This is a genomic window from Microlunatus sp. GCM10028923, assembly GCF_042666975.1.
Lineage (GTDB): Bacteria > Actinomycetota > Actinomycetes > Propionibacteriales > Propionibacteriaceae > Microlunatus.
This window is the reverse complement of the sequence record NZ_JBHTFF010000018.1, coordinates 29103-52712: the sequence shown is the minus strand read 5'-3', so window position 1 is coordinate 52712 and position 23610 is coordinate 29103. Positions and strand designations below refer to the sequence as shown.

Below are 23610 nucleotides of genomic sequence, written 5' to 3'. Positions count from 1 at the left end.
TTTCCGCCGGACGGATGTAGAAACCCGGTGGCGGGCTCCGTTCCCCAGGTGTCAGCAGAGAGACACCAACTGGAGGAGCCACCATGAACGCCACCGAGATCGCCGAAGTCCTGAACCACCCGTACAGCCAGGAACTGCTGAGCCGGGACATCACCCGGCTGGCCTACGTGGCCAAGGACGGCACGCCGCGGAACATCCCGATCGGGTTCACCTGGAACGGGACCGAGATGGTCGTCTGCAGCCCCAAGAACGCCCCGAAGCTGCACTCGCTGCGGCGCAACCCGGCGGTCGCCTTCACCATCGACACGGAGGTCCACCCGCCGAAGATCCTGCTGCTCCGCGGCAACGCGGAACTGGATCCGACCGACGACATTCCGCAGGAGTACCTGAAGGTCGCCACCAGCTATCAGATGACGCCGGAGCAGCGGGTCGAGTGGGAAGCCGGCGTCCGGTCGCTCTATGCCGACGGCATGGTCCGGATCGTCGTCAGGCCGACCTGGGCGAAGTTGATCGACTTCGAGACGACGCTGCCGACCCCGGTCGCGGAACTGATCGAGCGGCAGGCCGCCCGGGCCGCGCAGTCGTGACCGCCGGACACAGCAGACCCGGCCGGCGGCTGCCGGCCGGGTCCGAATCCCGCGGTGGTGGGAAGGTCAGCTGCGGGCCGACTTGCGGCCCTTGATCACGCCGTAGATCGCCAGCACGACCAGGCTGCCGGCCAGCGCGAGCAGCCAGGTCCAGAGCGAGAAGAACCCGCTGATCCCGCGGTTGAAGATCAGATCGCCGAGGAACCCGCCGACGACCGCCCCGACCACGCCGACGACCAGCGTGCTGATCCAGCCGCCGTTGACCCGGCCGGGCAGGATCGCCTTGGCCAGCGTGCCCATGACCAGACCGACGATGAGGTACGAAAGGATGCCCATGGCCGCGACGCTACCGGCGCGGCGGCGGCCGCCCCAGGCCTCGGAGCCGAAATCAGGGGAGCCCGAAGTCCGAACCAGGGAAGACCAGTACGCCCCCGGGAGCAGCCCGCGAAGTTCTTCGCCCCACCTGCGTTCCTCCGGTCCACGGCGGGCGGACCCCGGATAGGCTCGAAACATGCAGCTCGCCCACCAGATCTTGCTCTTGATCACGTTGTTGGGCTTCGCTGCGACCTGCGGAGGGCTGCTCGGGCAGCTCCGCTCCCGTGATCCCGAGGTCACCGGCGGCATGCTGATCGGTGGCTGGGTGCAGCTGATCGGCTGGATCGGGCTGTCGACCTGGCAGCTGGTCGGGCTGGCTCCGTACCCCGAACCGTCGACCCGGTACGTGCAGCCGATCGCCGTCGCGGTGATCATGATCCTGCAGTTGATCTTGCTGGCGAAGAATCGGAAGTTCACCTCGATCCCGCGCGGACTGTGGGGAATTCTCCTCATCATGTCGCTCGCGGAATCGGCGATCGCGGTGATCTGGCAGTAAGGTCTGCGACAGGATGCGCCTCTCAGCCCGAGTCGATTACGCCCTCCGCGCCGCCGCCGAACTCGCCGCCGCGGGGGAGCCCCGTACCGTCGATCAACTGGCCGCTGCCCAGCAGATCCCCGCCAAATACCTGGAGAGCATCCTCGGCGAACTGCGCCGGGGTGGCCTGCTGCGCAGCCAGCGCGGTCCGGACGGCGGCTACCGGCTGGCCCGGCCGGCCGGCGAGATCAGCATCGCCGACGTGATCCGGGCCCTGGACGGGGAACTGGCCAACATCCGCGGCAGCCGGCCGGAGCACCTGGAGTACGTCGGCGCCGCGATCACCCTGCAGAAGGTGTGGATCGCCCTGCGTGCCTCGGAGCGGTCGATCCTGGAGCAGGTCACCCTGGACCACGTCGCGAAGTCCAAGCTGCCGCGCAACGTCGCCAACCTCGCCGACAACCCCGACGCCTGGGTCTGATCCGGCCCGGCCGGCAAGCCCGGGGCGCGCCGCGAACCACCGGCGATTCGGTGCTGCGTTCCCGGGCCGGTAGACTGAAGGCTCTTCAACTCGTCGAGTTCCTGCCGCGGGTTGATCGCGCGTCGTAGCACTGCACCAGGGGACCTGGGCATCTGCTCCGTGCGTAGTCCGCCGGACTTAGCCGGCCGGATTGTCGGCGGGACGTCTCACAGATGGTGTAACCCTTTTGACTTCCTTTACCGAACTGGGCGTGCCTGCACGCCTGGCCACCGTGCTCACCGAGCTCGGTTTCGACACCCCCACGCCCATTCAGCAGGCGACGCTGCCCGACGCGTTCGCCGGGCGGGACCTGCTCGGCCGCGGCCGGACCGGGTCGGGCAAGACGCTGGCCTTCCTGCTGCCGCTGGTCGGGCGGCTGTCCGGCGGCAACCGGACCCGGCCCCGCTCCGGCGCGCCGCGGGCCATGATCCTGGCGCCCACCCGAGAGCTCGTCGCCCAGATCGACGCCGCCCTGCAGCCGCTGGCAAAGGCGGCCGGGCTCACCTCGCGTACGGTCTTCGGCGGCGTCGGCCAGGGCGCGCAGGTCGCGGCGATCCGCCGCGGCACCGACATCCTGGTCGCCTGCCCGGGCCGGCTCGAGGACCTGATCGAGCAGGGCCACTGCTCGCTGTCCGACGTCGAGATCTCCGTACTGGACGAGGCCGATCACATGGCCGACCTCGGGTTCCTGCCGGCCGTCCGGCGGCTCCTCGCCGGCACCCCGGCCGGTGGTCAGCGGATGCTCTTCTCGGCGACCCTCGACCGTGCCGTCGACGCCCTGGTCCGGCAGTTCCTGGTCGATCCGCGGGTGCATCAGGCCGACTCGGCGCAGTCGCCGGTGAGCACGATGACGCACCACGTCCTCCAGGTCACCCGGGACAACCGGCTGCCGATCTTGATCGACCTGACCAGCGCGCCGGGCCGGACGGTCGTCTTCACCCGGACCAAGCACGGCGCCAAGGGGCTTGCCCGCAAGCTCAACCGGAGCGGCGTACCGGCCGTCGAGCTGCACGGCAACCTGAACCAGAACGCGCGAACCCGGAACCTGGAAGCCTTCCACAGTGGACGGGCGACCACCCTGGTGGCGACCGACATCGCCGCCCGCGGCATCCATGTTGATCATGTGGCGCTGGTGATCCACGCCGATCCGCCGGTCGATCCCAAGGCCTACCTGCACCGTTCCGGACGTACCGCCCGGGCCGGCAACTCCGGCGCCGTGATCACGCTCGCGACGCCGGACCAGACCCAAGAGGTACGGCAGCTGACCCGCTCGGCCGGCATCACGCCGACGACGACCAAGATCACCTCGGACCGGCATGCGGTGCTCACCGAGCTCGCGCCCGGGCCGCGGGTGCTCAGCAAGCCGGTCGAGTTCGAGGCTCCGGCCGAGAACCAGCCGGCCGCCCGGTCCGCGGACGAACGGCAGCGCGGCGGGCGCCCGGCCAACGGCGGCGGCGGTCGCCGGCGCGGCGCGGGTCGTGGTCGTGGCCGCGGCACTGGCAACAGCGGCGGCAACGGCAACAGCAACGGGAACAGCAGCCGGAACAGCAACGGCAACGGGACGGCGGCGACGGCGGAGCGGGCGACCAAGACGGCGTCCCGTTCCTCCTCGGGCGGCCGGAACCGGCGTCGCCGCCCGTCCACGGCGTCCTCGAGCCCGGCCTCCTCGAGCCCGGCGGCGTCGAGCCCGGCGGCATCGCCGACCCACAGCGCGGCCGCGTTCAGCGCCCGGCGGCGCTGACCCGGCCGACCGAGCCTCGGCTCCGGGATCCCGGCTCGTCGGACGGGCCGGGATCCCTGCAAGCTAACGATTTCGCCGGATTCGGCCCGCCGTCGGTGCGCCGAACCTACAGTTCTCGACATGGAGTACCTGAGCGCCCCTGCGGGGTTGCGCGCCCAGTCTCCCGGTCCGAGCCGGGGCTGGCTCGCCGTCATGATCAGTTGTGGTGTGTTGATCATGGTGGCCCAGTTCGGCCTGGCCGTCGTCGGGGTGACCCGGTTGGTCGCCCCGGAACAGGTGACTCCGGCTCCGGCTTCGGACACGTACCGGCTCAGTGACAAGGCGGGCCGGGTCTCGGTCGAACTGCCGAAGAGCTGGTGGGAGGCGACGGCGTACAACGCGGGCCAGGTGGTCAGCGACGACGACGGCGACTGGGTCGTTCCCGACCTCGAGGCCTCCGGCGACTCGCCGCGCTGGCTGTCGGTCTGGGTCGACCGGCCGTGGGACCAGGACAGCGCGCTGGCCCGGCAGCACGAGACCTTCGTGGCCGAAGGCTGCCCCGAGGAGTCCTGCTTCGCCGATGCGAAGACGGAGGTCACGATCGACGGGCATCGCGGGCTGCGTCAGCTGGCCCACTTCGACGACGGCACCTCGCCGTCATGACCACGCTGGACGGCGGGCGCTGGATGATCTTCGTGACCGCCGACGGCGTGGAGACCACGGCCGGCGCGACCGAGTTGATCACCATCTCCGACTCGATCCGGCTGGTCGGCTGATGAGTACGCCGGCCGATCGGCTCGCCAGGCCGCGGCGCCGTTGGGGCCGGCTGGTGATGGGGATCGGTGCCTGCGCGGTGCTCGTCGGCGTGATCGTCATGATCATCGTCGTGGCCAGCGGCCAGTCCAACCGGCTGCTCGCGTCCCGCTCCGGCACCCCCGAGAAGTTCCACCTCGTCGATCCGACCGGGCAGGTCTCGGTCCAGTTGCCGACGACGTGGTGGGACGCGACCGGCCTGGGCGCCGGCGAATCCTTCAGCGACGACACCGGCGACTGGCTCACCGCCGCACTCTCGGCAGCGAGCGATCCGCCGCGCAAGCTCGCGGTGTGGCTGGACGATGCGCCGAGCAGCGGCGACGGGCTGACCGAGCCGCACGCGGAGTTCCTCGCCGCCACCTGCTCCGCCGCCAACAGCTGCACGGCGGGCGCCGTCGACGCCGTCGCGGCCGGCGGTCGGCTCGGGTTGCGCCAGACGCTCCGCTTCGGCGACGGTCACGTCGGAATGATCACGACCGTCGCCACCGGTCAGCAGATGATCTTCGTCCTGGCCGAGGGGCCGGAGACGGCGGCGGCGGAGCTGCTCATGATCACCGACTCGGTCCAGCTCCGCTGACCGCGGTTCAGATCAGCGGCCGGAACGGCGACAGGACGGCTTCGGAGAACTTGACCATCAGGTTGCGCCGGTTCCACGACTCGAGGGTCAGCTCGATCGTGTTGGACGAGTCGATCGAGAAGATCTCCTCCATCTGCCGGGCCACTCCCGGGTCGAACACCTCGAGGTTGATCTCGTAGTTGCCGAGCAGGCTGAGCCGGTCGATGTTGGCGGTGCCGATGGTGGACCACTGCCCGTCGATGGTCGCGGTCTTCGCGTGCACCATCGCGCCCTGGTAGAGGAACAGCCGGACGCCCGCGCTGAGCAGCTGGTTGTAGAAGCCGCGGGACAGCCAGTCGGCGACGATGTGGTTCGACTCCTTGGGCACGATGATCCGGACGTCCACGCCGCGCCGGGCCGCCCGGGTCAGCGCGGCCAGCATGTCCTCGTCCGGGATCAGGTACGCGTGGGTCAGGTAGACGTGGTGCGAGGCACGGTCGATCGCCTCCAGGTACATCCCGCGGATCGGGTACACCAGGTTGCGCGGGATGTTGCGGTGGATCCGGATCGTCGGCGTCCAGATCGGCGCCCCGGAGTCCGGCAGCGCCGGCCGGCGGCGGTTGGCGAACAGGTTCCAGTAGTCGATGAACGCGTTCTGCACGTCCCAGACCATGTCGCCGGTGAGCCGGGCGTGGGTGTCGCGCCAGTCCGTGGCGTACAGCGAACCGATGTTGTAGCCGCCCAGGAACGCGGCCTTGTCGTCGACGACGAGCAGCTTGCGGTGGTCCCGGCCGGAGTTGCGGATGATCCGCAGCGGGCTCGCCACCAGCGGGTGCCGGCGCACGTGCAGGTGGGTCGGGAAGCTGAAGAAGCGGCGCGGGACGACCAGGTTGGCGAACTCGTCGAACACGATGTAGACCTCGACGCCGCGGTCGGCCGCGTCGAACAGGGCCTGCTTGAACGCCTGCCCGACGGCGTCGGACTTCCAGATGAAGGTCTCGAAGAAGACCCGCTCCTTGGCCTGCCGGATCGCGTCGAGCATGTCGGCGTACAGGTCCTCGCCGTACGTGTACACCGTGACCTCGGAACCGCCCACGGTGACCGAACGCGGTGGCAGCCGGGGGAACACGGCCGGCGCCCGCTTGCGCTTCCGCCACACGTCGACGATCCGCAGCCCGATCAAGGTCACGCCCTGGATCGCGGCGATCACCAACAGGATCCGCCTGATGATGGTGCCGATCCGCAGCCGACCGATCTTCATGAGGACAGAGTAGTGGGGCGTCCCGACAGGTGGTCCGGGTCGGTCACCGGGCACGGGGAGGGAGCGGGATTCCCCGGGCCACGCCCCCTTTCCGTGGATTGTCGGTGGACGGCATTAGTGTGGTGGCGTCATGAACTCCTCGAACTCGGCAGCAGCAGCGGACACCCGGATCGATGTCGTCGCGTCCGCGGCGGAGGAGGTGGCGCGCGCGATGGGCGACGTCCAGGACGATCTGTTCGGCGCGGTCGCCGAACCCCGGCCGAAGCGAAAGCCGAAGTTCGACGTGGAGGCGTTGCTGGACGGGCTGAATCCGCCGCAGCGCCAGGCCGTGTTGCACGACGGCGGACCGGTGGTCGTGGTGGCCGGGGCCGGCTCGGGCAAGACCCGGGTGCTGACCCGCCGGATCGCTTACCTGGTGGGCGAACGCAAGGTCCATCCGGGCTCGATCCTGGCGATCACCTTCACCAACAAGGCGGCGGCCGAGATGCGGCACCGGGTGATGGACCTGGTCGGCAACCGGGCCAAGCTGATGTGGGTCTCCACCTTCCACTCGGCCTGTGTCCGGATCCTCCGTGCCGAGATCAGCCGGTTCGGCATGAACCGTACGTTCTCGATCTACGACGACGCCGACTCGAAGCGGCTGATGCAGCTGGTGGCCCGCGATCTTGATCTTGATCCGAAGCGGTTCGGGGTCCGGACGATCATGAACTGGGTCTCCAACTGCAAGAACGACCTGGTCGATCACGACAGTTCCGGTGCCCGGGCCAACGGCCCCGACGAGGAGCGGTTCGTCGAGGCGTACAAGGAGTATCAGCGGCGCCTGGTCGCCGCGAACGCGCTCGACTTCGACGACTTGATCATGACCACGGTGCACCTGTTCCAGGCCTTCCCGGAGGTACGGGAACAGTACCGGCGGCGGTTCCGGCACGTGATGGTGGACGAGTATCAGGACACCAACCACGCGCAGTACGCCTTGATCAGGGAGCTCTGCGGTTCTGAACTGGCCGCTCAGGACGGGCGGCCGGAGCAGCGGGAGGCGGACCCGCCGGAGCTCATGGTGGTGGGCGACTCCGACCAGTCGATCTATGCGTTCCGCGGCGCGACGATCCGCAACATCCTCGACTTCGAGTCCGACTTCGCCGGCGCCAGCACGATCGTGCTCGACCAGAACTACCGGTCCACCCAGACCGTGCTCAACGCGGCCAACGCGGTGATCACCAAGAACGAGGGCCGGCCGGACAAGCGGCTCTGGACCGACGCCGGCGACGGCGACCTGATCGTCGGGTACGTGGCGGACTCCGAGCACGACGAGGCCCAGTTCGTGGCCGGCGAGATCGACAAGCTGAGCGACGACGGCAAGAGCCGGTACGCGGACTGCGCGGTGTTCTACCGGACCAATGCCCAGTCCCGTCCGTTCGAAGAGGTGTTCATCCGGGTCGGGCTGCCGTACAAGGTGGTCGGCGGGGTCCGGTTCTACGAGCGGCGCGAGGTGCGCGACGCGATCGCGTACCTGCGGGCGATCAACAACCGCGACGACGACGTGTCGGTGCGCCGGATCCTCAACGTGCCGCGGCGCGGGATCGGCGACCGGGCCGAGGGCGCGGTCGAGGAACTGGCCCGGGAGAAGCGGATCAGCTTCGGCGAGGCGCTGCGCCGGATCGACGAGATCACCGGGCTGGCCACCCGGTCGGCGAAGCAGCTGCGCCTGTTCGTCGACTTCCTCGACGCGCACGAGAAGATGGTGGCCGACGGCCTGCCGGCCGACCAGATCCTGACCAGCGTGCTGACCGAGTCGGGCTACCTGGCCGAGCTGCAGGGCTCGACCGACCCGCAGGACGAGACCCGGATGGAGAACCTGGTCGAGCTGGTCGCGGTGGCCCGCGAGTTCGTCGCCGGGACCGTGGGTGTCGAGGCCGAGCTGGACGCCGCCGCGCTGCCGACGGCGCTGCCGGACGACTTCGACCTCGCCGCCGAGCTCGACCTCGCCGGCGGCGCGCCGGAGCCGGACCCGTCGCTGGGCGCCTTCCTGGAACGGGTCGCGCTGGTCGCCGACTCCGACCAGATCCCCAGCAACGACGCCGACGACGCCGGCGTGGTCACCCTGATGACGCTGCACACGGCGAAGGGCCTGGAGTTCGACACGGTGTTCCTGACCGGGCTGGAGGACGGGGTGTTCCCGCACCAGCGGTCGCTGACCGACAACGTCGAGCTGTCCGAGGAACGCCGGCTGGCGTACGTCGGGCTGACCCGGGCCCGGAAGCGGCTCTATCTGAGCCGGGCCGCCGTCCGCGCCGCCTGGGGTGCGCCGCAGCACAACCCGCCGAGCCGGTTCCTCGGCGACATCCCGGACCGGCTGGTCGACTGGCGGCGGACCGAGAGCGCCCTGACCTCCTGGCGGAACAGCTCCGCGACCTCCTCCCGGCAGGCGTCGGGGCGCCAGTCCTGGAACTCGCAGCAGAGCCGGCCGCGGCCCACCGAACGGGAGATTCCGTCGCTGGCCCCGGGCGACAAGGTGCTGCACCCGACCTTCGGGCTGGGCAAGGTCGTCGCCACCTCGGGTGCGGACGACAACGCCAAGGCCGATGTGGACTTCGGGTCGGCGGGTCTGAAGCGACTGGCTCTGAAGTACGCGCCGCTGCAGAAGCTTTGAGGGGTCGGCGCGGCGGGGCTGGGGAGGTCTGTGCGCGGACAACCATCCGCCCGCGATGGTCTGGGTGCCGCTGCCGCAGTACTGCGATGCGGGCTCCCGCCAGGCCCATCCACGTCCGCGCACAGACCTCCCCAGCCCCGCCGCGCCTGGTCCGCCTTCCCGGGTGGGGGCGGGTCACAGCCGAGCGTTGATCGGGTTCGTGTAAGGCCCGGTTACCGTGCGGGTTTCTTGATCGCGGGGGGTCGTTCCCTGAGCCTGTCGAAGGGGTAGGCCGGGTGCACCCACGTGGGTCGCGGCCGTGGGCGCGGGTGGTCAGTCGATGCGGAGGTCGCGGACTACCTGGTTGAGCTGGGTTGTCAGGTCGGTGTTGCCGATCGGGACGGCGCCGAAGAACATGCCCCAGTTGTCGCCGTCGGGGACGACGATGAAGATCACCTTGTCGCCGGGGAAGGGGAGGCCGGGCTTGTCGACGGTGATGTCGGCCTCGATCAGCCAGCCCTGCTGGCCCGAGATGGTGATCGCTTCGCTGCGCAGGTTCTTCCGGGTCGGGCTGTACGGCTGGTACATGTCCGTGGTGATGCCGCACTGCATGATCAACTCCGCGATCGCCTTCGGCTTGCCGGGGAAGTCGGAACCGAGCAGGCGGCCGACGGCGAGCTGGGCGATCCAGCCGGGGTCGTTGTTCATCTGGAGGTACTGCTGCGTGACGTCGTAGGCGAAGCTCAGCCGGGGCTCGGGCTCGGCCGGCAGGAAGTTGCCGGCGACCGGGAAGGACAGGTTGCCGCCGTGCACCCGGCCGTCCTCCGGATGGATCTCGCGCCGGTTGGGGTCACCGACCGGGCACGGCCGCGTGTCGCCGGGAGTCGGGGTCGGGGTCGACGGTTCGTCGGTCGGCTCCGAGTCGTCCCAGCCGCTGACGGAGGAGGACGGGATGCTGCGGTCGGTGAACGGTGAGCCCGCGGTGGTGGTGCGGAAGATCATGACCGCGGCGATCACGATCACCACGACGAGCACCAGCGCCGCGACGATCAGATAGACCGCGCGCGAGCCGCCGGGCTGCTTCCCGCCGGAGCCGCCGGCGCCGCCGGGTCCGGGACCGCCGGCACCCGGTCCCGGCTGCCGCGGGTCGGTCGAGGTCTCGGCCGACCAGGAGTCGCCGTCCCAGTAGCGGTAGGCGCCGGGCTGCCCGCCCGGATCCGGATACCAACCGGGAACCGACATGATCAGCTCACCGCCAGCGAGTTCGTGGCCGCGTCCAGCTCGGCGATCAGGTCGTCCCGCTCCATCGGCACGGCGTGGAAGTAGTACGCCCTCGGGTCGGAATCGACGACGATGATCCGGATCAGCGAACCCTTGGTCTTCAGCTGCGGATGGGAGAACGTGAGCAGCGCCTCCAGCCGGGTCGCCGGCGTGCTCCCGATCTTGATCGAGGTCGTCTCGTTCTTCGCGACCGTGACCTCGACGCTGGTGTAGAAGTCGCTGGTGACCAGGCACTGCAGCAGCCGCGAGGTGGCCTCGTCGCCCTTCGGGTCGTCCTCGAAGGTGAGCACCCCGACCTGGGCCGAGGCCTCCCAGCCCAGCTCCTCCCGCATCCGCTGGGTCTGCACCTGCGCATCCCGGCTGTACGGGAAGCGGCGGGTCGCGACGGGCGACTGCCAGCTGACCGGCAGCCGCTTGAAGGTCAGCGGGCCGCCGTGCACCAGGTCGTCCCGCGGCGGGTCGGGCAGCTGGTTCTGCGCGTACTGGTCACAGGCCACCGGACGCGCGCTCGGGGTCCCGCTCGGTTCGGCGGACGACGGCTCCTCGGTCGGGCTGGAGTCGTCCCAGCCGCTGACCGACGAGCTGGGCAGGTCGAGATCGGTGAAGGCGCCGCTGGTCTGCCGGGCCAGCACCACGACGCCGGTCACGATGATCAACATCACGATGACGCCGCCGGTGATCATGGTCGCCAGCCGGCCGCGCCGGGGGCCGCCGGCCTTTCGTACGTTCGCCGTCCAGGCCCGCCCGTCGTAGTAGCGGAGCCGGCCCGGCGTGCCGTCCGGATCCGGATACCAGCCCGGTTGCGGCCCGGTCCCCGGCGGCCCGACGCTCATCGGGTGGATTCCAGGGCCGGGTGCTCCTCCCGCCAGCCGTTGGTGATCGGCAGCCGACGGTCCCGGCCGAACGCCTTGAACGAGATCTTGGTGCCCGGCGGGTACTGCCGGCGCTTGTACTCGGCCCGGTCGACCATCCGCATCACCCGGTCCACCAGATCGGCGTCGTACCCGGCCGCGATGATCTCGGCCCGGCCCTGATCGCCCTCGACGTACTCGGCGATGATCTTGTCCAGCACCTCGTACGGCGGCAGGGTGTCGGTGTCCTTCTGGCCCGGCCGCAGCTCCGCGCTCGGCTCCTTGGTGATCGAGTTCTCCGGGATCGGCGGCTGCTCGCCGCGCGCCACGGCATGATCATTGCGCCACTTCGCGAGCCGCCAGACCCAGGTCTTCGGCACGTCCTTGATCGGCGCGAACCCGCCCACCGCGTCGCCGTAGATCGTGCTGTAGCCGACCGCGAGTTCGCTCTTGTTGCCGCAGGCCAGGACGATCGACGGGTTGTGCTGGTTGGACTCGGCCATCCAGATCACGGCCCGGATCCGCGCCTGCAGGTTCTCCGCCGCCACGCCGTCGATGTCGATCAAGGAATGGAACGCGTCCACCGCCGCCGCGATCGGCACCGTCGTGAAGTTGGCGCCGAGCCGCTGGGCGAGGTCGGCGGCATCGGTCTTGGAGTGCTCCGAGGAGTACGCGCTCGGGTTGGAGATCCCGTACACGTTCTTCGCGCCGATCGCGTCGCTGGCGATCGCCCCGACCAGGGTGGAGTCGATCCCGCCGGACATCCCGAGGTACACCCGCTCGATGCCGTTCTTGCCGCAGTAGTCGCGCAACCCGAGCACCAGGGCCGAGTAGACCTCCTCCTCGGCCGACAGCCGCGGGTACTGCGGTGCCTCGACCGGCGTCGTCGGCGCCGGGTAGGCGTCCGTGACGTGGTGCCGGCTGATGATCAACTTCTCGGCGCTGGAGACGGTCGGCCCGTTCGCCGACCGGGAGTCGGGAAGATCAAGATCGGCCAGCACCAGGTCCTCGACGAACTGCGGCCCGCGGACGATCAACGTACCGTCGGCGCCGGAGATCATCGAGTCGCCGTCGAAGACCAGTTCGTCCTGGCCGCCGATCAGGTTGACGTACGCCAGCGCGCAGCCCGCCTCCCGCGCCCGGCGCGACACCAGCTCGCCGCGGGTGTCGTCCTTGTCCCGCTCGTACGGGCTCGCGTTGATCACCGCCAGCAGCCCGGCCCCGGCCTCCGCGGCCGCCGCCACCGGACCGCCGTCCTGCCACAGGTCCTCGCAGATCGCCACCGCGACATCGACCCCGCCGATCGTCAACACGGCCAGCTCGTGGCCCGGCTTGAAGTAGCGGAACTCGTCGAACACCCCATAGTTCGGCAGATGGTGCTTGGCGTACCGCGCCACCACCTCGCCCCGGTGCAGCACCGCCGCCACGTTCTGCGGATGCCCCTTCTTGGGATGCTCCGGCTCGTCGGTCCGGTCCAGATACCCGACCACGACCACGAGCTCGCCGAGCCCCTCCTCGGCCAGGCGGGCGGCGAGCCTCGGGACGCTCTGCCGGGACTCCTCGATGAAGGCCTGCCGCAGAGCCAGGTCCTCCACCGGGTAGCCAGTCAGCGCCGTCTCCGGGAACAGGACGAGCTGCGCCTCTTGGTCCGCCGCACGGCGGGACCAAGCGAGGATCTTCTCGGCGTTGCCGGTGATGTCGCCGACCGTGACATTGAGTTGGGCCAGGGCGATGCGCAGGTTTGCCACGATGCTGAGCCTAATCGCGAGGGTGGTTCTCGAATGTTTCGGGATCATCCCGCTGGGCGGTACGGAGGTTTTTTGGGGTCATCCCGCTTGCGCGGTACTGGAGGGGGTTCGGGGGTCATCCCGCTGCGCGGTACGGAGGTCTGTGCGCGGGCAACCATCCGCCCGCGATGGTCTGGGTGCCGCTGCCGCAGTACTGCGATGCGGGCTCCCGCCAGGCCCATCCACGCCCGCGCACAGACCTCCGTACCGCACAGCTCCCGGGGTTCGCGTCCTGGCCGTTGGTTTGGTTGCAAGCCGAGCGCTGATCACACCTTGCCGACTGCCCGACCGTGCGCTGCGCAGGTCCGACGGTGGTGGCGGGTCGTCTTGCGGGCGGTGTTGGCGGTGAATTGCGGGAGCGGCACGCGAGTCGTGCAAGCAAAACCCCTCGAGACCATCCCAAGCGCTTTGTGTGGCGTGCGGAGGTGATCAGGGTTCGCGGCTCTGGTCCGTTCTTTTCAGGTGAACCAACGAGCGATGGGGTCTTGGGGGTCTGTGCGCGGACGTGGATGGGCCTGGCGGGAGCCCGCATCGCAGTACTGCGGCAGCGGCACCCAGACCATCGCGGGCGGATGGTTGTCCGCGCACAGACCCCCAAGACCCCATCGCGGCAGCCACCCAATTTCCTAGTTAGTGCGGGTTGTAACGCGTCTGTTACATCACGACAGGCAGACTCAGGCTATGGACAAGCAGACCGAGTTCGTACTTCGTGCGATCGAGGAGCGGGATGTCCGGTTCGTCCGGATGTGGTTCACCGATGTGCTCGGTTTTCTCAAGTCGGTCGCGATCGCCCCGGCCGAGTTGGAGGGGGCGTTCAGCGAGGGGATCGGGTTCGACGGCTCGGCGATCGAGGGGTTCGCCCGGGTGTACGAGTCCGACATGGTGGCGCGGCCGGATCCGTCGACGTTCCAGATCCTGCCCTGGCGGGACGCCAACCCGGCGACGGCGCGGATGTTCTGCGACATCACGATGCCGGACGGGTCGCCGTCGTACGCCGATCCGCGGTACGTGCTCAAGCGGGCCCTGCAGCGCGCGGCCGATCTCGGGTTCACGTTCTACACCCACCCCGAGGTGGAGTTCTTCCTGTTCAACGACCCGCTGCCGGCGGACCGGCCGCCGGTCCCGGTCGACCAGTCCGGCTACTTCGATCACACCCCGCAGAGCACCGGCAGCGACTTCCGGCGCCGGGCGATCACGATGCTCGAGCAGATGGGGATCTCGGTCGAGTTCTCCCATCACGAGGGCGGCCCGGGGCAGCAGGAGATCGATCTTCGGTACGCCGACGCGCTCTCCACGGCCGACAACCTGATGACGTTCCGCGTGGTGGTCAAGGAGGTGGCGCTGTCCCAGGGCATCCACGCCTCCTTCATGCCGAAGCCGTTCACCGAGCATCCCGGCTCCGGCATGCACACCCACGTGTCGCTGTTCGAGGGCGACAACAACGCCTTCTACGACGCCAGCGCCGAGTACCACCTGTCCAAGGTGGCCCGGCACTTCATCGCCGGGCTGCTCCGGCACGCCAGCGAGATCACCGCGGTGACGAACCAGTGGGTGAACTCGTACAAGCGGCTGGCCGGCGGCGGCGAGGCGCCGAACTACATCTGCTGGGGCCGCAACAACCGGTCGGCGCTGGTCCGGGTCCCGATGTACAAGCCGAACAAGGGCGCGTCGGCCCGGGTCGAGCTGCGGTCGCTCGACTCGGCCTGCAACCCGTACCTGGCCTTCGCGCTGACCCTGGCCGCGGGGCTGGCCGGCATTGAGGGCGAGTACCCGCTGCCGGAGGGCGCGGAGGACGACGTCTGGTCGCTGACCGAGCGGGAACGGCAGGCGCTCGGGATCGAGCCGCTGCCGCGCAACCTGGACGAGGCCATCCGGGCGATGGAGAACTCCGAACTGGTCGCCGACACCCTCGGTGAGCACGTGTTCGACTTCTTCCTGCGCAACAAGCGGGCCGAGTTCGAGGAGTACCGGCGCCAGGTGACGCCGATCGAACTTCAGCGGCTGCTGCCGGTGCTCTGATCTTGCTTCGTCTCATGGGGGTCCTCGGATGTTGATCAACGATGTCGTCGTCACGCCGATCGCGTTCCGCGACCCGCCCCTGCTGAACTCGTGGGGCGTCCACGAACCGCTGGCGCTGCGCTGCATCGTCCAGGTGGTGCTGGCCGACGGCACCGTCGGGCTCGGCGAGTGCACCGGCGGTACCACCCGGACCGAGGAACTGCTCAAGGTCCGAGAGGCGGTGATCGGCTGCGATGTCTTCGCCACCGGCGAGATCGAGCGCCGGATCGACGCGGTGCTCGGTGATCGTCCCGGCATCGGCGGCGGCTTCATCGGGATGCCGTCCCGGGCGGCCCGGGCGGTGTTCTCGCCGATCGAGGTGGCCTGCCTGGACGCGCAGGGCAAGCTGCTCGGGGTCCGGGTCTGCGACCTGCTCGGCGGGCCGGTCCGGGACTCCGTGCCGTACAGCGCGTACCTGTTCTACAAGTGGGCCGAGCATCCTGATCTTGACGGCAGTGGAGTGATCACCGACGACTGGGGTCCGGCCCTGGATCCGGCCGGAGTGGTGGCCCAGGCCAAGCTCATGATCGACCGGTACGGGTTCGAGTCGATCAAGCTCAAGGCCGGGGTGTTCCCGCCGGAGCAGGAGATCGCGGCGATCAAGGCGCTGGCCGAGGCGTTCCCGGGGATGCCGTTGCGGATCGACCCGAACGGCGCCTGGACGGTGCCGACGTCGATCATGGTCGGCGAGGCGCTGGCCGAGGAGCTCGAGTATCTCGAGGATCCGACGCTCGGCCAGGACGGGATGGCCGAGGTGGCGAAGCAGGTGTCGATGCCGCTGGCCACGAACATGTGCGTGATCGGCTTCGAGGACGTCCCGGGTTCGGTCGCGAAGGGTTCGGTCGGGGTGGTGCTCTCCGATCACCACGTCTGGGGCGGGCTGCGGCACAGCCTCGAGCTGGCGGCGATCTGCGAGACGTTCGGGCTCGGCATCTCGATGCACTCCAACTCGCACCTGGGCATCTCGCTGGCCGCGATGACCCATCTCGGCGCGGCGATCCGCAACCTCGGCTACGCCTGCGACACGCACTACCCGTGGAACAGCGACGCCGACGTGATCAAGAACGGGCCGTTGCAGTTCGCCGACGGCGCGCTGGCGATTCCGGAGGGGCCGGGCCTCGGTGTCGAGCTCGACCCGGACGCGCTCGCCGCGCGGCACGAGGATTTCCTTGCCTCCGGGCGAACCAAGCGGGACGACACGTCCTACCTGCGCCGCGTACAGCCGGACTACGACCCGACGCTGCCGCGGTTCTGAGCCAAGGTGTCGGCTCGGGGTCAGGTCAGTGCGGGTCAGCTGAGTACGGGAAGCGCCGGACTCAGGTCGGCCCGCTGCCCGGACGCGCTGACCCGCCCGCCGGCCAACGCCTCGGCCCAGGCCAGCCTCCCGGTGGCCAACCGGAGGAAGGTGACCGGGTCGGTCTCGACGACGTTCGGCGGAGTGCCGCGGGTGTGGGTCGGCCCCGGCTCGCCGATCCCGCACTGCACCGCCGCGTACGGCGGCACCCGCACCTCGATCGACCGGCCCGGCTGCTGGGCGGCCAGAATCCCTGCCAGGGTACGGGTGCAGACCGCGACCGCCGGCTTGACCGAGGCGATCGGAGGCCGGTCCGGGAACGACCGGGAAAGATCATCGGCGTGCACGACCAGGTCGACGATCCGGGTCGCGACGAACTCGCTGGTGCGGCCCGGGCCGCGCGGCGTCATGATCACCTTCGGCAGCACGGTGCCGGGCTGCAGCGCCGCCGCGGCTTCGTCGATGGCCGTGCCGAGCCGGCGGACCAGCTCGGGCCCCGGATGGTCGCCGGTCAGCTGTTCGGTCCAGTTCATGATCATCGCCACGTCGCGCCGGTACCGCCGGACCAGTTCGTGCACAGGTACGGCCGGCTGCCGGGACGGCTGGCGCAGTGCCTCGGTGAGCCGGCTCAGGACGCCGACCAGATGCCCCGTCAAGGTCCGTACATCCCAGGCGTCGAGCACCGTCGGGTTGTCGAAGTCCGCTGCGGAGAGCTCGGACAGCCAGTCCCGGATGATCCGGGCCTGGTCCAGCATGTGCTGCTCTGGTTGGGTTTTCGGGCCGGCCACGGCGGTGACGTTAGCATCAGTCGCGTTCCGGCCACGGCGCGCGGCGTCCCCGGGATCGGCGGTGCCTGCGGGTTATAGTGCGCTGGGCGACGGGGACTTGATGGGTCGGCAGGTGTAGAGAGTGAAGTTGACGGTCTTAGGTGGCAGCGGGGCATGGCCCACTGCCACCGCGGGCTGCAGCGGCTACCTGGTCCGGCACGAGGACACCACGATCCTGATCGACCCGGGCTACGCGATCTTCCCCCGGCTGCTCGAGGAGTGCCGCGCCGGCGACATCGACGCCGTCTTGATCAGCCACGCGCATCCCGATCACTGCGCGGACCTGAACCCGTTGCTGCGGGCCCGGGTGCTCGGCGACGAACGGCCGCCGGTGCTGCCGGTGTACGCGCCGGAGGGCGCCCTGCAGCGCATTCTTGATCTTGATCCGGTACGGGTCGTCCGGCGCGGCGTCGAACTGAACGCGCTGGCCGACGGCGGCTCGGTCCGGATCGGTCCGATCCGGGTCCGGGCCCGGACGCTGCCGCACCACGCCACCAACCTCGGCTACCGGCTGGAGGCGGACGGCGACGTGCTGGCGTACACGGGGGACAGCGGCGACTGCGCCGCCCGGATCGAACTGGCCCGGGACGCCGACGTCTACCTGGCCGAGGCGACCTATGTCGACCAGGTGCCGGGCGGCGACGCGCCGTACCTCTGCACGGTGCGGCAGGTGGCCCGGCAGGCCTCGATCGCCCGGCCGCAGCTGACCGTGCTGACCCACCTGTGGCCGACCGCGTCCGCCGATCATGCGCTGGCGACCGCCCGGGCCGAGGGCCTGGAGAGCGTCCAGATGGCCCGGCCGGGCCTGACCGTCGACCTGGCCCGGATCGGGGTCGCCTCGCTGCCGCGCCGGGCCGCCGGCGAGCAGGTGCCGCCGGACGCGATCACCGCCCTGCCACGCCGGGCCCGCCGCATCTGATCAGGCCAGGAACGGCTTGATCATCGGCAGCACCAGCTCCGGGTCGGAGACGACCCGCATGTGGGGGGTGCCGGGCAGGATGGCCAGTTGCGCGTTCGGCAGCGTCTGCTTCATCTCGACCGCGTGCTCCAGCCGGATGAAGTCGGTGTCGCCGATGATGATCAACACCGGCATCGTGAGCCGGCCGAGCTGCTCGGCCGTCCACGGCTCGAAGTCGTGCACGGCCGGCTGGATCCGTTCCAGGAAAGGGAAGAAGTCGTCGGGGTTGGGGGCGACCTCGTCGTAGGCGGTCTTCATCGCGGCGAAGTCGGCCTCGGTCGGCAGCCGCGGCGAGTCCTGCTCGGGCGCGGTGATCTCCGGGTAGTAGGCGTCGGGACGGAAGTGCGTCGCCGCCAGCACGACCCGCCGGACCCGGTCCGGGGCCAGCACGGCGACCTCGGTCGCGGTCAGCCCGCCCAGGCTGTAGCCGAGCAGGTCGGCCTGGTCGAGACCGAGGTGGTCCAGCAGCGCGATCACGTCCTCGGCGCACTGCCGGATCGAGAACGGCCGGTCGGCCGCCGCGGCGGTGTGGCCGTGTCCCTGCAGCTCGACGCCGATCACCTTCCGGTCGGCGGTCAGCCCCGGCAGCAGCGGGTCGAAGCTCAGGTGGAAGGTCAGCACGCCGCCGTGCAGCATGATCAGCGGCGGGCCGTCGTGCTCCGCGCCGTGGATCTCGTAGTAGAGCTCGATGCCGTTGACCGAGGCGTAACTGCCGTGCGTCATGGGGTGCCTTCCGTTCCGCGGTTCTGTGTTCGACGGTATCGACTCCGCTCGCCGCCGGAACTCATCGCCCGCGCCGATAGCGGCGCCATAACGCCGCGATAGCGGGCCCTGTGATCGTGGCACCGATCGGGGCGACCGGCGCCCCGGTGGACAGGAGGACAGAACCAGATGCGCACGTTGATCGGTCGGATCGTCGCTGGGGGAGCGGCGTTGGTCGCGATCCCGGCCCTGGCCATGGTGACGGCCGTGCCGAGCCAGGCAGAGACGAGGGGCTCGAACGAGACCGTACGGCACGGCAACTACAAGGCCGTCTTCCACCACACGGGGAGCAAGGGCGAGACGCTGGAGGTGTTCGACTCTTCATCCGGAGACGGCGACGCCGCCGCGGCCTACGTGAAGTTCTACCTCAAGCGGCCCTGGCCGCCGGTCGGTTCGCCGGTCAAGGACACGGACAAGCTGGTGGTGACCACGGGCTACGACCGCTTCAATCTGCGCGACGGCGACTCGGGATCGTACGACGTCGGCGAGGGCACCCCGGTGGAGATCATGGTGTGCCGTGGCGTCAAGGAGATCCCGGGCGACAACTGCTCGCCGTGGGAGTGGGCGACGGCCTGACTCCGTCCGGCTCGTGCCATAGCGGGACCATAACGCCGCTATAGCGGCCCGTGTGACGGTGGATCCGGCCGGGCGACCGACGCTCGGTGCGACAGGAAGGCAGAACAACATGCGCAAGCTGATCGGCCGGATCGCCGCGGGGGGAGCGGCGCTGGTCGCGATCCCCGCCCTGGCCATGGTGACGGCCCTGCCGAGCCACGCGGACGAGGATCCGGGGACCAACGCCACCGCCCGGCACGGCGCCTACAAGGCCGTCTTCAAGCACGCCGGGCCGGAGGGCGAGACGCTGCAGGTCTACGACAACGCCTCCGACGGCGACGCCGCGGTGGCCTACGTCAAGTTCTACGGCGGAGCGCCCGAGGGCCACAAGCCGCCGCTCGTGGACGAGGACCGGTTCGTGGTCACCGACGGCTACGCGAACCTCAACCTTCGGTCCGGCGACTCGGGGCAGTACGACGTTCCGGAGGAACGCGGGGTCAAGATCATGATCTGCCGGGGCTACAAGAGCCTGCCGGGCGACAACTGCTCGCCCTGGGCCTCCGGGCTCTCCTGACCGGCGGCGCCCGGCCGGACCGCCCGTCCCGGGCCAGTAGGGTCGGGGTGTGGCACGGATCGAAACGCGCGAGGGGGCGCTCGCGCGGCGGGGCTTCACCGCCGCCGAGTCGGCGGTCAGGATTCTCGGCGGCTGGGACGAGCGGTACGCGCCGCTGCTGGAGCTGATCTCCGGCGCCGCGGACCCGGACCACGCCCTGGCCGCGCTGGACCGGTTGCGGGACGCCGATCCGCAGGTGCTGGACCGGTTGATCGAGCGGCCGGAACCGGCCCGCCGGCTGATCGCGGTGGTCGGTGCCAGCGCCACCCTGGCCAACGACCTGGTCGCCCACCCGGACCGGTTCGACCGGCTGGGCGGCCCGGCCGGCCGGGTGCCGGCGGCGGAGTTGCGCGCGGAGCTGCTGACCGCGGTCGGCGCCGACCCGGCCGCAACGGTGCCGGTCGCCACCGACCTGACGGGTGACCTGCTGCGGACGGCGTACCGGACCGCGGTGCTGCGGATCGCGGCCCGCGACCTGACCGCCGACGACCCGACCGCGGTGGTCGACGACATCGCCGGTGAGCTGGCCGACCTGGCCGACGCGACCCTCGAGGGCGCCCTCGCCGTGGCCCGGGCCAAGGTCGGCCCGGACGCCCTGCTGTGCCGGATCGCGGTGATCGCGCTCGGCAAGTGCGGTGCCCAGGAACTCAACTACGTCAGCGATGTGGACGTCCTGTACGTCGCCGAGCCGGCCCTGGACGACGCCGGCGAACCCATGATCAGCACCGACCGGGCGATCATGATCGCGACCCAGCTGGCGTCCGAGCTGAGCCGGATCTGCTCCGCGCACACCGCGGCCGGGACGATCTGGCCGGTGGACGCGGCGCTGCGGCCGGAGGGCAAGGCCGGCCAGCTGGTCCGGTCGCTGACCAGTCATCGCGGCTACTACGAGAAGTGGGCCAAGACCTGGGAGTTCCAGGCCATGCTCAAGGCCCGGCCGAGCGCCGGCGACCTGGCGTTGGGGCAGGAGTTCGTCGACCTGGTCACGCCGTTGGTCTGGCGGGCCGGTGAGCGGCAGAACTTCATCGCCGACACCCAGGCGATGCGACGCCGGGTGGTCGACCTGATCCCGGCCCGGGACGCCGAACGGGAGCTGAAGCTCGGCGAGGGCGGGCTGCGCGACGTCGAGTTCTCGGTCCAGTTGCTGCAACTGGTGCACGGCCGTGCCGACGAGCGGCTGCGTACCCGGGCGACGCTGCCGTCGCTGCAGGCGCTGATCGACAACGGGTACGTGGGCCGCGAGGACGGCCGCCGGCTGGACGAGGCGTACCGCTTCCTGCGCGCGCTGGAACACCGGATCCAGCTCTACCGGCTGCGCCGCACCCATGTGCTGCCGCAGGCCGACGACGACCTGCGCCGGCTCGGCCGCTCGCTCGGCTATGCCGACCCGGTCGCGACGCTGCTCAGCACCTGGCGCTCGTACAGCCGGCAGGTGCGGCGGCTGCACCAGCGGATCTTCTACTCGCCGCTGCTGGACGCCGTGGCGCGGATCCCGTCCTCGGCGCTCCGGCTGACCACTGACGCGGCCGTCGACCGGCTCCGGGCGCTCGGCTATGCGGACCCGGACGCGGCGCTGCGGCACATCGCGGCGCTCAGTCAGGGCGTCTCCCGGTCGGCCGAGATCCAGCGCCAGCTGCTGCCGGCGATGCTGGGCTGGTTCGCCGAGGGACCCAATCCCGATCATGGTCTGCTCGCGTTCCGGCAGGTGTCGGAGGCACTCGGCTCCACCCCGTGGTATCTGCGGGCGCTGCGCGACGAGGGCCTGATGGCGGAACGGCTGGCGCGGATCCTCGCCTCCAGCCGGTACGCGGTGCAGCTGCTCACCCGGTCGCCGCAGACGGTACAGATGCTGGCCGACGACACCGCCCTGACGCCACGCCCCGGCGATGATCTTCGGGCCGAGATGCGCGCCGCCGCCGGCCGGCACGAGACGCCGCGGTCCGCCGTCGAGGCGATCCGGGCGATCCGCCGGCGGGAGCTGTTCCGGATCGCGGCCGGCGACCTGCTCGGGGTGAACGACGTCGAGACGGTCGGCGAGGCGCTGACCGGGCTGGCCGCGGCGACGATCGACGTCGCCCTCGCGGTGGCCCGGAATTCGATCACCGGGGAGGTTCCGGAGATCGCCCTGATCGCGATGGGGCGTTGGGGTGGCCGGGAGCTCTCGTACGCCTCGGACGCGGACACCATGTTCGTCATGGCGGACAGCGCCGACCCCGGTGCGACCGACCGGGCGGTCGCCGTGATCAGTGCGCTGCGGGACCTGCTGGCCAAGCCGGGCGTCGATCCGTCCTTGATCATCGACGCCGCGCTGCGTCCGGAGGGCAAGCAGGGCCCCTTGATCAGATCCCTGTCGGCCTACCAGAAGTACTACCGGCAGTGGTCGTCGACCTGGGAGCTGCAGGCCCTGATCCGGGCCGACGCGCTGGCCGGTGATCATGAACTCGGGCAGGCCCTGCTGGCCGAGATCGATCTTCGTCGCTGGCCGGCGGACGGGCTGACCGACGCCCAGCTGCTGGAGATCCGGCGGCTCAAGGCGCGGGTCGAGTCGGAGCGGCTGCCGCGCGGCGCGGACCCGGCCAAGCACACCAAGCTCGGCCCGGGCGGGCTGGCCGACGTCGAGTGGACCGTACAGCTGATCCAGCTCCAGCACGCCGGTACCGAGCCGTCACTGCGGACCGCCCGTACCCTGGCCGCGCTGGAAGCCGCCGAGCGGGCCGGGCTGATCCTGGCCGACGACGCGGACGCACTGCGGCAGGCCTGGCTCTTCGCCAGTCAGGTCCGCAACCAGCTGATGCTGCTCCGCGGCCGCGGCTCCGACTCGCTGCCCTCCGACACCCGGGAACTGGCCGCCCTGGCCACCCTGATGGGGTACGGCCGCAACGAGTCGTCCCACCTCGAAGCCGAATACCGCCGGCTCACCCGGCGAGCCCGCGCCGTCGTCGACCGCCTGTTCTGGAACTCCACCCCCTGACCAACGCCGACCGGGCACAAAAGCAGCCCTTCTGACGGCGTGTTGCTGCGCTTGTGCCCAGTCGGTGAGGGCCGGAGTGGCGGAGGGAAGGCGGCGACCGACCCGGGCACGGCGAGAGAATCCCGGGGCTAGCGGATGCCGTCGGCGTCGATCGTGATCTTGGCCTGGTTGGCGCCGGCGGGGCAGTCGGGGCCGTTCGGGTGGGTGACGGCGGCCATCACGGTGGCCTTGCTCTCCGGCTGCGGCTTCGTTCCCTTGATCACGATGGCGGTGACGTCGATCGGTCCGGACGGGAGGCCTTCGATCTGGGCGAAGCCGACCAGGGTCCCGTTCGGTACGGCGCTCGCGGAGCAGGTCGAGTCCGGGTCGTCGCCGTCGCAGCCCTGATCGACCGTGTCGGTGCCGGGCTGCAGCTCGACCTCGGCGTCCCTGCACGGATCGCCCTTCCAGCAGACCTCCAGCCGGAGCCCGTCGACGCCCGTCGCGGCGGCCTTGTCGATGGTCACGCCGACCCCCGGGACACTGCCGATCGCCGTGCAGGCCTTCGGCTCCATCGCCGTGCAGCCGACCAGGGCGACCGCGGCGAGGATCAGCCCGGAGATCCCGACTGCGCTGCGCATTGGCCCACCCTAAGCGAACTGTCAGCGCCTGTCCGTTCGCGGAGCGGGGCGGGGCGGGGGATCTGAAGGGGGTCGTCCCCCTCACCCAACACTGCCA

Annotated in this window: 21 protein-coding genes; 13 read left to right on the top strand and 8 right to left on the bottom strand. The window is 70.4% G+C overall.

Annotated elements, in window-relative coordinates; genetic code table 11:
* Positions 1-83 precede the first annotated feature (83 nt).
* Complete coding sequence (locus tag ACFQU4_RS32275; RefSeq protein WP_377500132.1) at positions 84-587, top strand: pyridoxamine 5'-phosphate oxidase family protein; 504 nt, start codon at positions 84-86, stop codon at positions 585-587.
* Between the two features lie 66 nt (positions 588-653).
* On the opposite strand, the gene ACFQU4_RS32270 is transcribed toward ACFQU4_RS32275, so the two are convergent.
* Positions 654-923: a GlsB/YeaQ/YmgE family stress response membrane protein gene (locus ACFQU4_RS32270; RefSeq protein WP_377500130.1), complete on the bottom strand. Its 270-nt coding sequence runs from the start codon at positions 921-923 to the stop codon at positions 654-656.
* Positions 924-1098: 175 nt separating this feature from the next.
* Here ACFQU4_RS32270 and ACFQU4_RS32265 point away from each other — a divergent pair, with 175 nt between their 5' ends.
* From ACFQU4_RS32265 to ACFQU4_RS32245, 5 genes are all read left to right on the top strand, one after another.
* A complete protein-coding gene (locus tag ACFQU4_RS32265; RefSeq protein ID WP_377500128.1) occupies positions 1099-1458 on the top strand; it encodes a hypothetical protein in 360 nt (119 codons plus the stop codon).
* Between the two features lie 13 nt (positions 1459-1471).
* The gene (locus ACFQU4_RS32260; RefSeq protein WP_377500126.1) at positions 1472-1918 is read left to right on the top strand and encodes an RrF2 family transcriptional regulator; all 447 of its coding nucleotides are present in this window, start codon (positions 1472-1474) and stop codon (positions 1916-1918) included.
* 250 nt (positions 1919-2168) lie between these two features.
* Positions 2169-3698, top strand: coding sequence for a DEAD/DEAH box helicase (locus ACFQU4_RS32255; RefSeq protein ID WP_377500124.1), 1530 nt, complete (start codon positions 2169-2171; stop codon positions 3696-3698).
* A gap of 120 nt (positions 3699-3818) precedes the next feature.
* Entirely contained in the window at positions 3819-4340 is a 522-nt protein-coding gene (locus ACFQU4_RS32250; protein WP_377500122.1) for a hypothetical protein, read from the top strand.
* A 112-nt stretch (positions 4341-4452) separates the two neighbouring features.
* Positions 4453-5067: a hypothetical protein gene (locus tag ACFQU4_RS32245; RefSeq protein ID WP_377500120.1), complete on the top strand. Its 615-nt coding sequence runs from the start codon at positions 4453-4455 to the stop codon at positions 5065-5067.
* Positions 5068-5074: 7 nt separating this feature from the next.
* Here ACFQU4_RS32245 and ACFQU4_RS32240 read toward each other — a convergent pair whose 3' ends face one another.
* Positions 5075-6307, bottom strand: coding sequence for a phosphatidylserine/phosphatidylglycerophosphate/cardiolipin synthase family protein (locus tag ACFQU4_RS32240; protein WP_377500118.1), 1233 nt, complete (start codon positions 6305-6307; stop codon positions 5075-5077).
* A gap of 130 nt (positions 6308-6437) precedes the next feature.
* On the opposite strand from ACFQU4_RS32240, the gene pcrA reads away from it, so the two are divergent.
* Positions 6438-8957: a DNA helicase PcrA gene (gene pcrA, locus ACFQU4_RS32235; RefSeq protein WP_377500117.1), complete on the top strand. Its 2520-nt coding sequence runs from the start codon at positions 6438-6440 to the stop codon at positions 8955-8957.
* A 312-nt stretch (positions 8958-9269) separates the two neighbouring features.
* Here the strand turns inward: pcrA and ACFQU4_RS32230 are convergent, their stop codons facing one another.
* Genes ACFQU4_RS32230 through ACFQU4_RS32220 form a run of 3 tightly spaced genes read right to left on the bottom strand, consistent with a single transcriptional unit; the run spans position 9270 to position 12816 of the window.
* Positions 9270-10178, bottom strand: a complete 909-nt coding sequence (locus ACFQU4_RS32230) for a DUF2510 domain-containing protein (RefSeq protein ID WP_377500115.1) — start codon at positions 10176-10178, stop codon at positions 9270-9272.
* 2 nt (positions 10179-10180) lie between these two features.
* A complete protein-coding gene (locus tag ACFQU4_RS32225; protein WP_377500113.1) occupies positions 10181-11050 on the bottom strand; it encodes a DUF2510 domain-containing protein in 870 nt (289 codons plus the stop codon).
* The gene (locus tag ACFQU4_RS32220; RefSeq protein ID WP_377500111.1) at positions 11047-12816 is read right to left on the bottom strand and encodes an NAD+ synthase; all 1770 of its coding nucleotides are present in this window, start codon (positions 12814-12816) and stop codon (positions 11047-11049) included. Before ACFQU4_RS32220 ends, ACFQU4_RS32225 begins: the two co-directional genes overlap by 4 nt.
* Before the next feature lie 720 nt (positions 12817-13536).
* On the opposite strand from ACFQU4_RS32220, the gene ACFQU4_RS32215 reads away from it, so the two are divergent.
* Both ACFQU4_RS32215 and ACFQU4_RS32210 read left to right on the top strand, forming a co-directional pair.
* On the top strand, positions 13537-14874 hold the full coding sequence (locus ACFQU4_RS32215; protein ID WP_377500109.1) for a glutamine synthetase family protein: 1338 nt from the start codon (positions 13537-13539) through the stop codon (positions 14872-14874).
* A 28-nt stretch (positions 14875-14902) separates the two neighbouring features.
* Positions 14903-16168, top strand: a complete 1266-nt coding sequence (locus ACFQU4_RS32210) for a glucarate dehydratase family protein (RefSeq protein ID WP_377500107.1) — start codon at positions 14903-14905, stop codon at positions 16166-16168.
* A 35-nt stretch (positions 16169-16203) separates the two neighbouring features.
* Here the strand turns inward: ACFQU4_RS32210 and ACFQU4_RS32205 are convergent, their stop codons facing one another.
* Entirely contained in the window at positions 16204-16995 is a 792-nt protein-coding gene (locus ACFQU4_RS32205; RefSeq protein ID WP_377500105.1) for a sterol carrier family protein, read from the bottom strand.
* A 121-nt stretch (positions 16996-17116) separates the two neighbouring features.
* Between ACFQU4_RS32205 and ACFQU4_RS32200 the strand changes: the two genes are divergently transcribed.
* A complete protein-coding gene (locus ACFQU4_RS32200) occupies positions 17117-17953 on the top strand; it encodes an MBL fold metallo-hydrolase (RefSeq protein WP_377500103.1) in 837 nt (278 codons plus the stop codon).
* Here the strand turns inward: ACFQU4_RS32200 and ACFQU4_RS32195 are convergent, their stop codons facing one another.
* The gene (locus ACFQU4_RS32195) at positions 17954-18715 is read right to left on the bottom strand and encodes an alpha/beta fold hydrolase (RefSeq protein ID WP_377500101.1); all 762 of its coding nucleotides are present in this window, start codon (positions 18713-18715) and stop codon (positions 17954-17956) included.
* A gap of 168 nt (positions 18716-18883) precedes the next feature.
* Between ACFQU4_RS32195 and ACFQU4_RS32190 the strand changes: the two genes are divergently transcribed.
* The 3 genes from ACFQU4_RS32190 to ACFQU4_RS32180 all read left to right on the top strand — a co-directional run bounded on the left by ACFQU4_RS32190 (position 18884) and on the right by ACFQU4_RS32180 (position 22893).
* Positions 18884-19330: a hypothetical protein gene (locus tag ACFQU4_RS32190; RefSeq protein WP_377500099.1), complete on the top strand. Its 447-nt coding sequence runs from the start codon at positions 18884-18886 to the stop codon at positions 19328-19330.
* 109 nt (positions 19331-19439) lie between these two features.
* Positions 19440-19883 carry a hypothetical protein gene (locus tag ACFQU4_RS32185; protein ID WP_377500097.1) on the top strand — a complete coding sequence of 148 codons (444 nt, stop codon included), beginning with the start codon at positions 19440-19442 and terminating at the stop codon, positions 19881-19883.
* A gap of 49 nt (positions 19884-19932) precedes the next feature.
* A complete protein-coding gene (locus tag ACFQU4_RS32180; protein ID WP_377500095.1) occupies positions 19933-22893 on the top strand; it encodes a bifunctional [glutamine synthetase] adenylyltransferase/[glutamine synthetase]-adenylyl-L-tyrosine phosphorylase in 2961 nt (986 codons plus the stop codon).
* A 128-nt stretch (positions 22894-23021) separates the two neighbouring features.
* On the opposite strand, the gene ACFQU4_RS32175 is transcribed toward ACFQU4_RS32180, so the two are convergent.
* On the bottom strand, positions 23022-23513 hold the full coding sequence (locus ACFQU4_RS32175) for a hypothetical protein (protein WP_377500093.1): 492 nt from the start codon (positions 23511-23513) through the stop codon (positions 23022-23024).
* Positions 23514-23610: the final 97 nt, after the last annotated feature.

What these genes read in the sequence shown, in the direction of transcription:
- ACFQU4_RS32275 (WP_377500132.1), top strand. Translation starts at nt 84, where the DNA reads ATGAACGCCACCGAGATCGCCGAAGTCCTGAACCACCCGTACAGCCAG.
- ACFQU4_RS32270 (WP_377500130.1), bottom strand. Translation starts at nt 923, where the DNA reads ATGGGCATCCTTTCGTACCTCATCGTCGGTCTGGTCATGGGCACGCTG.
- ACFQU4_RS32265 (WP_377500128.1), top strand. Translation starts at nt 1,099, where the DNA reads ATGCAGCTCGCCCACCAGATCTTGCTCTTGATCACGTTGTTGGGCTTC.
- ACFQU4_RS32260 (WP_377500126.1), top strand. Translation starts at nt 1,472, where the DNA reads ATGCGCCTCTCAGCCCGAGTCGATTACGCCCTCCGCGCCGCCGCCGAA.
- ACFQU4_RS32250 (WP_377500122.1), top strand. Translation starts at nt 3,819, where the DNA reads ATGGAGTACCTGAGCGCCCCTGCGGGGTTGCGCGCCCAGTCTCCCGGT.
- ACFQU4_RS32245 (WP_377500120.1), top strand. Translation starts at nt 4,453, where the DNA reads ATGAGTACGCCGGCCGATCGGCTCGCCAGGCCGCGGCGCCGTTGGGGC.
- ACFQU4_RS32240 (WP_377500118.1), bottom strand. Translation starts at nt 6,307, where the DNA reads ATGAAGATCGGTCGGCTGCGGATCGGCACCATCATCAGGCGGATCCTG.
- pcrA (WP_377500117.1), top strand. Translation starts at nt 6,438, where the DNA reads ATGAACTCCTCGAACTCGGCAGCAGCAGCGGACACCCGGATCGATGTC.
- ACFQU4_RS32230 (WP_377500115.1), bottom strand. Translation starts at nt 10,178, where the DNA reads ATGTCGGTTCCCGGTTGGTATCCGGATCCGGGCGGGCAGCCCGGCGCC.
- ACFQU4_RS32225 (WP_377500113.1), bottom strand. Translation starts at nt 11,050, where the DNA reads ATGAGCGTCGGGCCGCCGGGGACCGGGCCGCAACCGGGCTGGTATCCG.
- ACFQU4_RS32215 (WP_377500109.1), top strand. Translation starts at nt 13,537, where the DNA reads ATGGACAAGCAGACCGAGTTCGTACTTCGTGCGATCGAGGAGCGGGAT.
- ACFQU4_RS32210 (WP_377500107.1), top strand. Translation starts at nt 14,903, where the DNA reads ATGTTGATCAACGATGTCGTCGTCACGCCGATCGCGTTCCGCGACCCG.
- ACFQU4_RS32195 (WP_377500101.1), bottom strand. Translation starts at nt 18,715, where the DNA reads ATGACGCACGGCAGTTACGCCTCGGTCAACGGCATCGAGCTCTACTAC.
- ACFQU4_RS32190 (WP_377500099.1), top strand. Translation starts at nt 18,884, where the DNA reads ATGCGCACGTTGATCGGTCGGATCGTCGCTGGGGGAGCGGCGTTGGTC.
- ACFQU4_RS32185 (WP_377500097.1), top strand. Translation starts at nt 19,440, where the DNA reads ATGCGCAAGCTGATCGGCCGGATCGCCGCGGGGGGAGCGGCGCTGGTC.
- ACFQU4_RS32175 (WP_377500093.1), bottom strand. Translation starts at nt 23,513, where the DNA reads ATGCGCAGCGCAGTCGGGATCTCCGGGCTGATCCTCGCCGCGGTCGCC.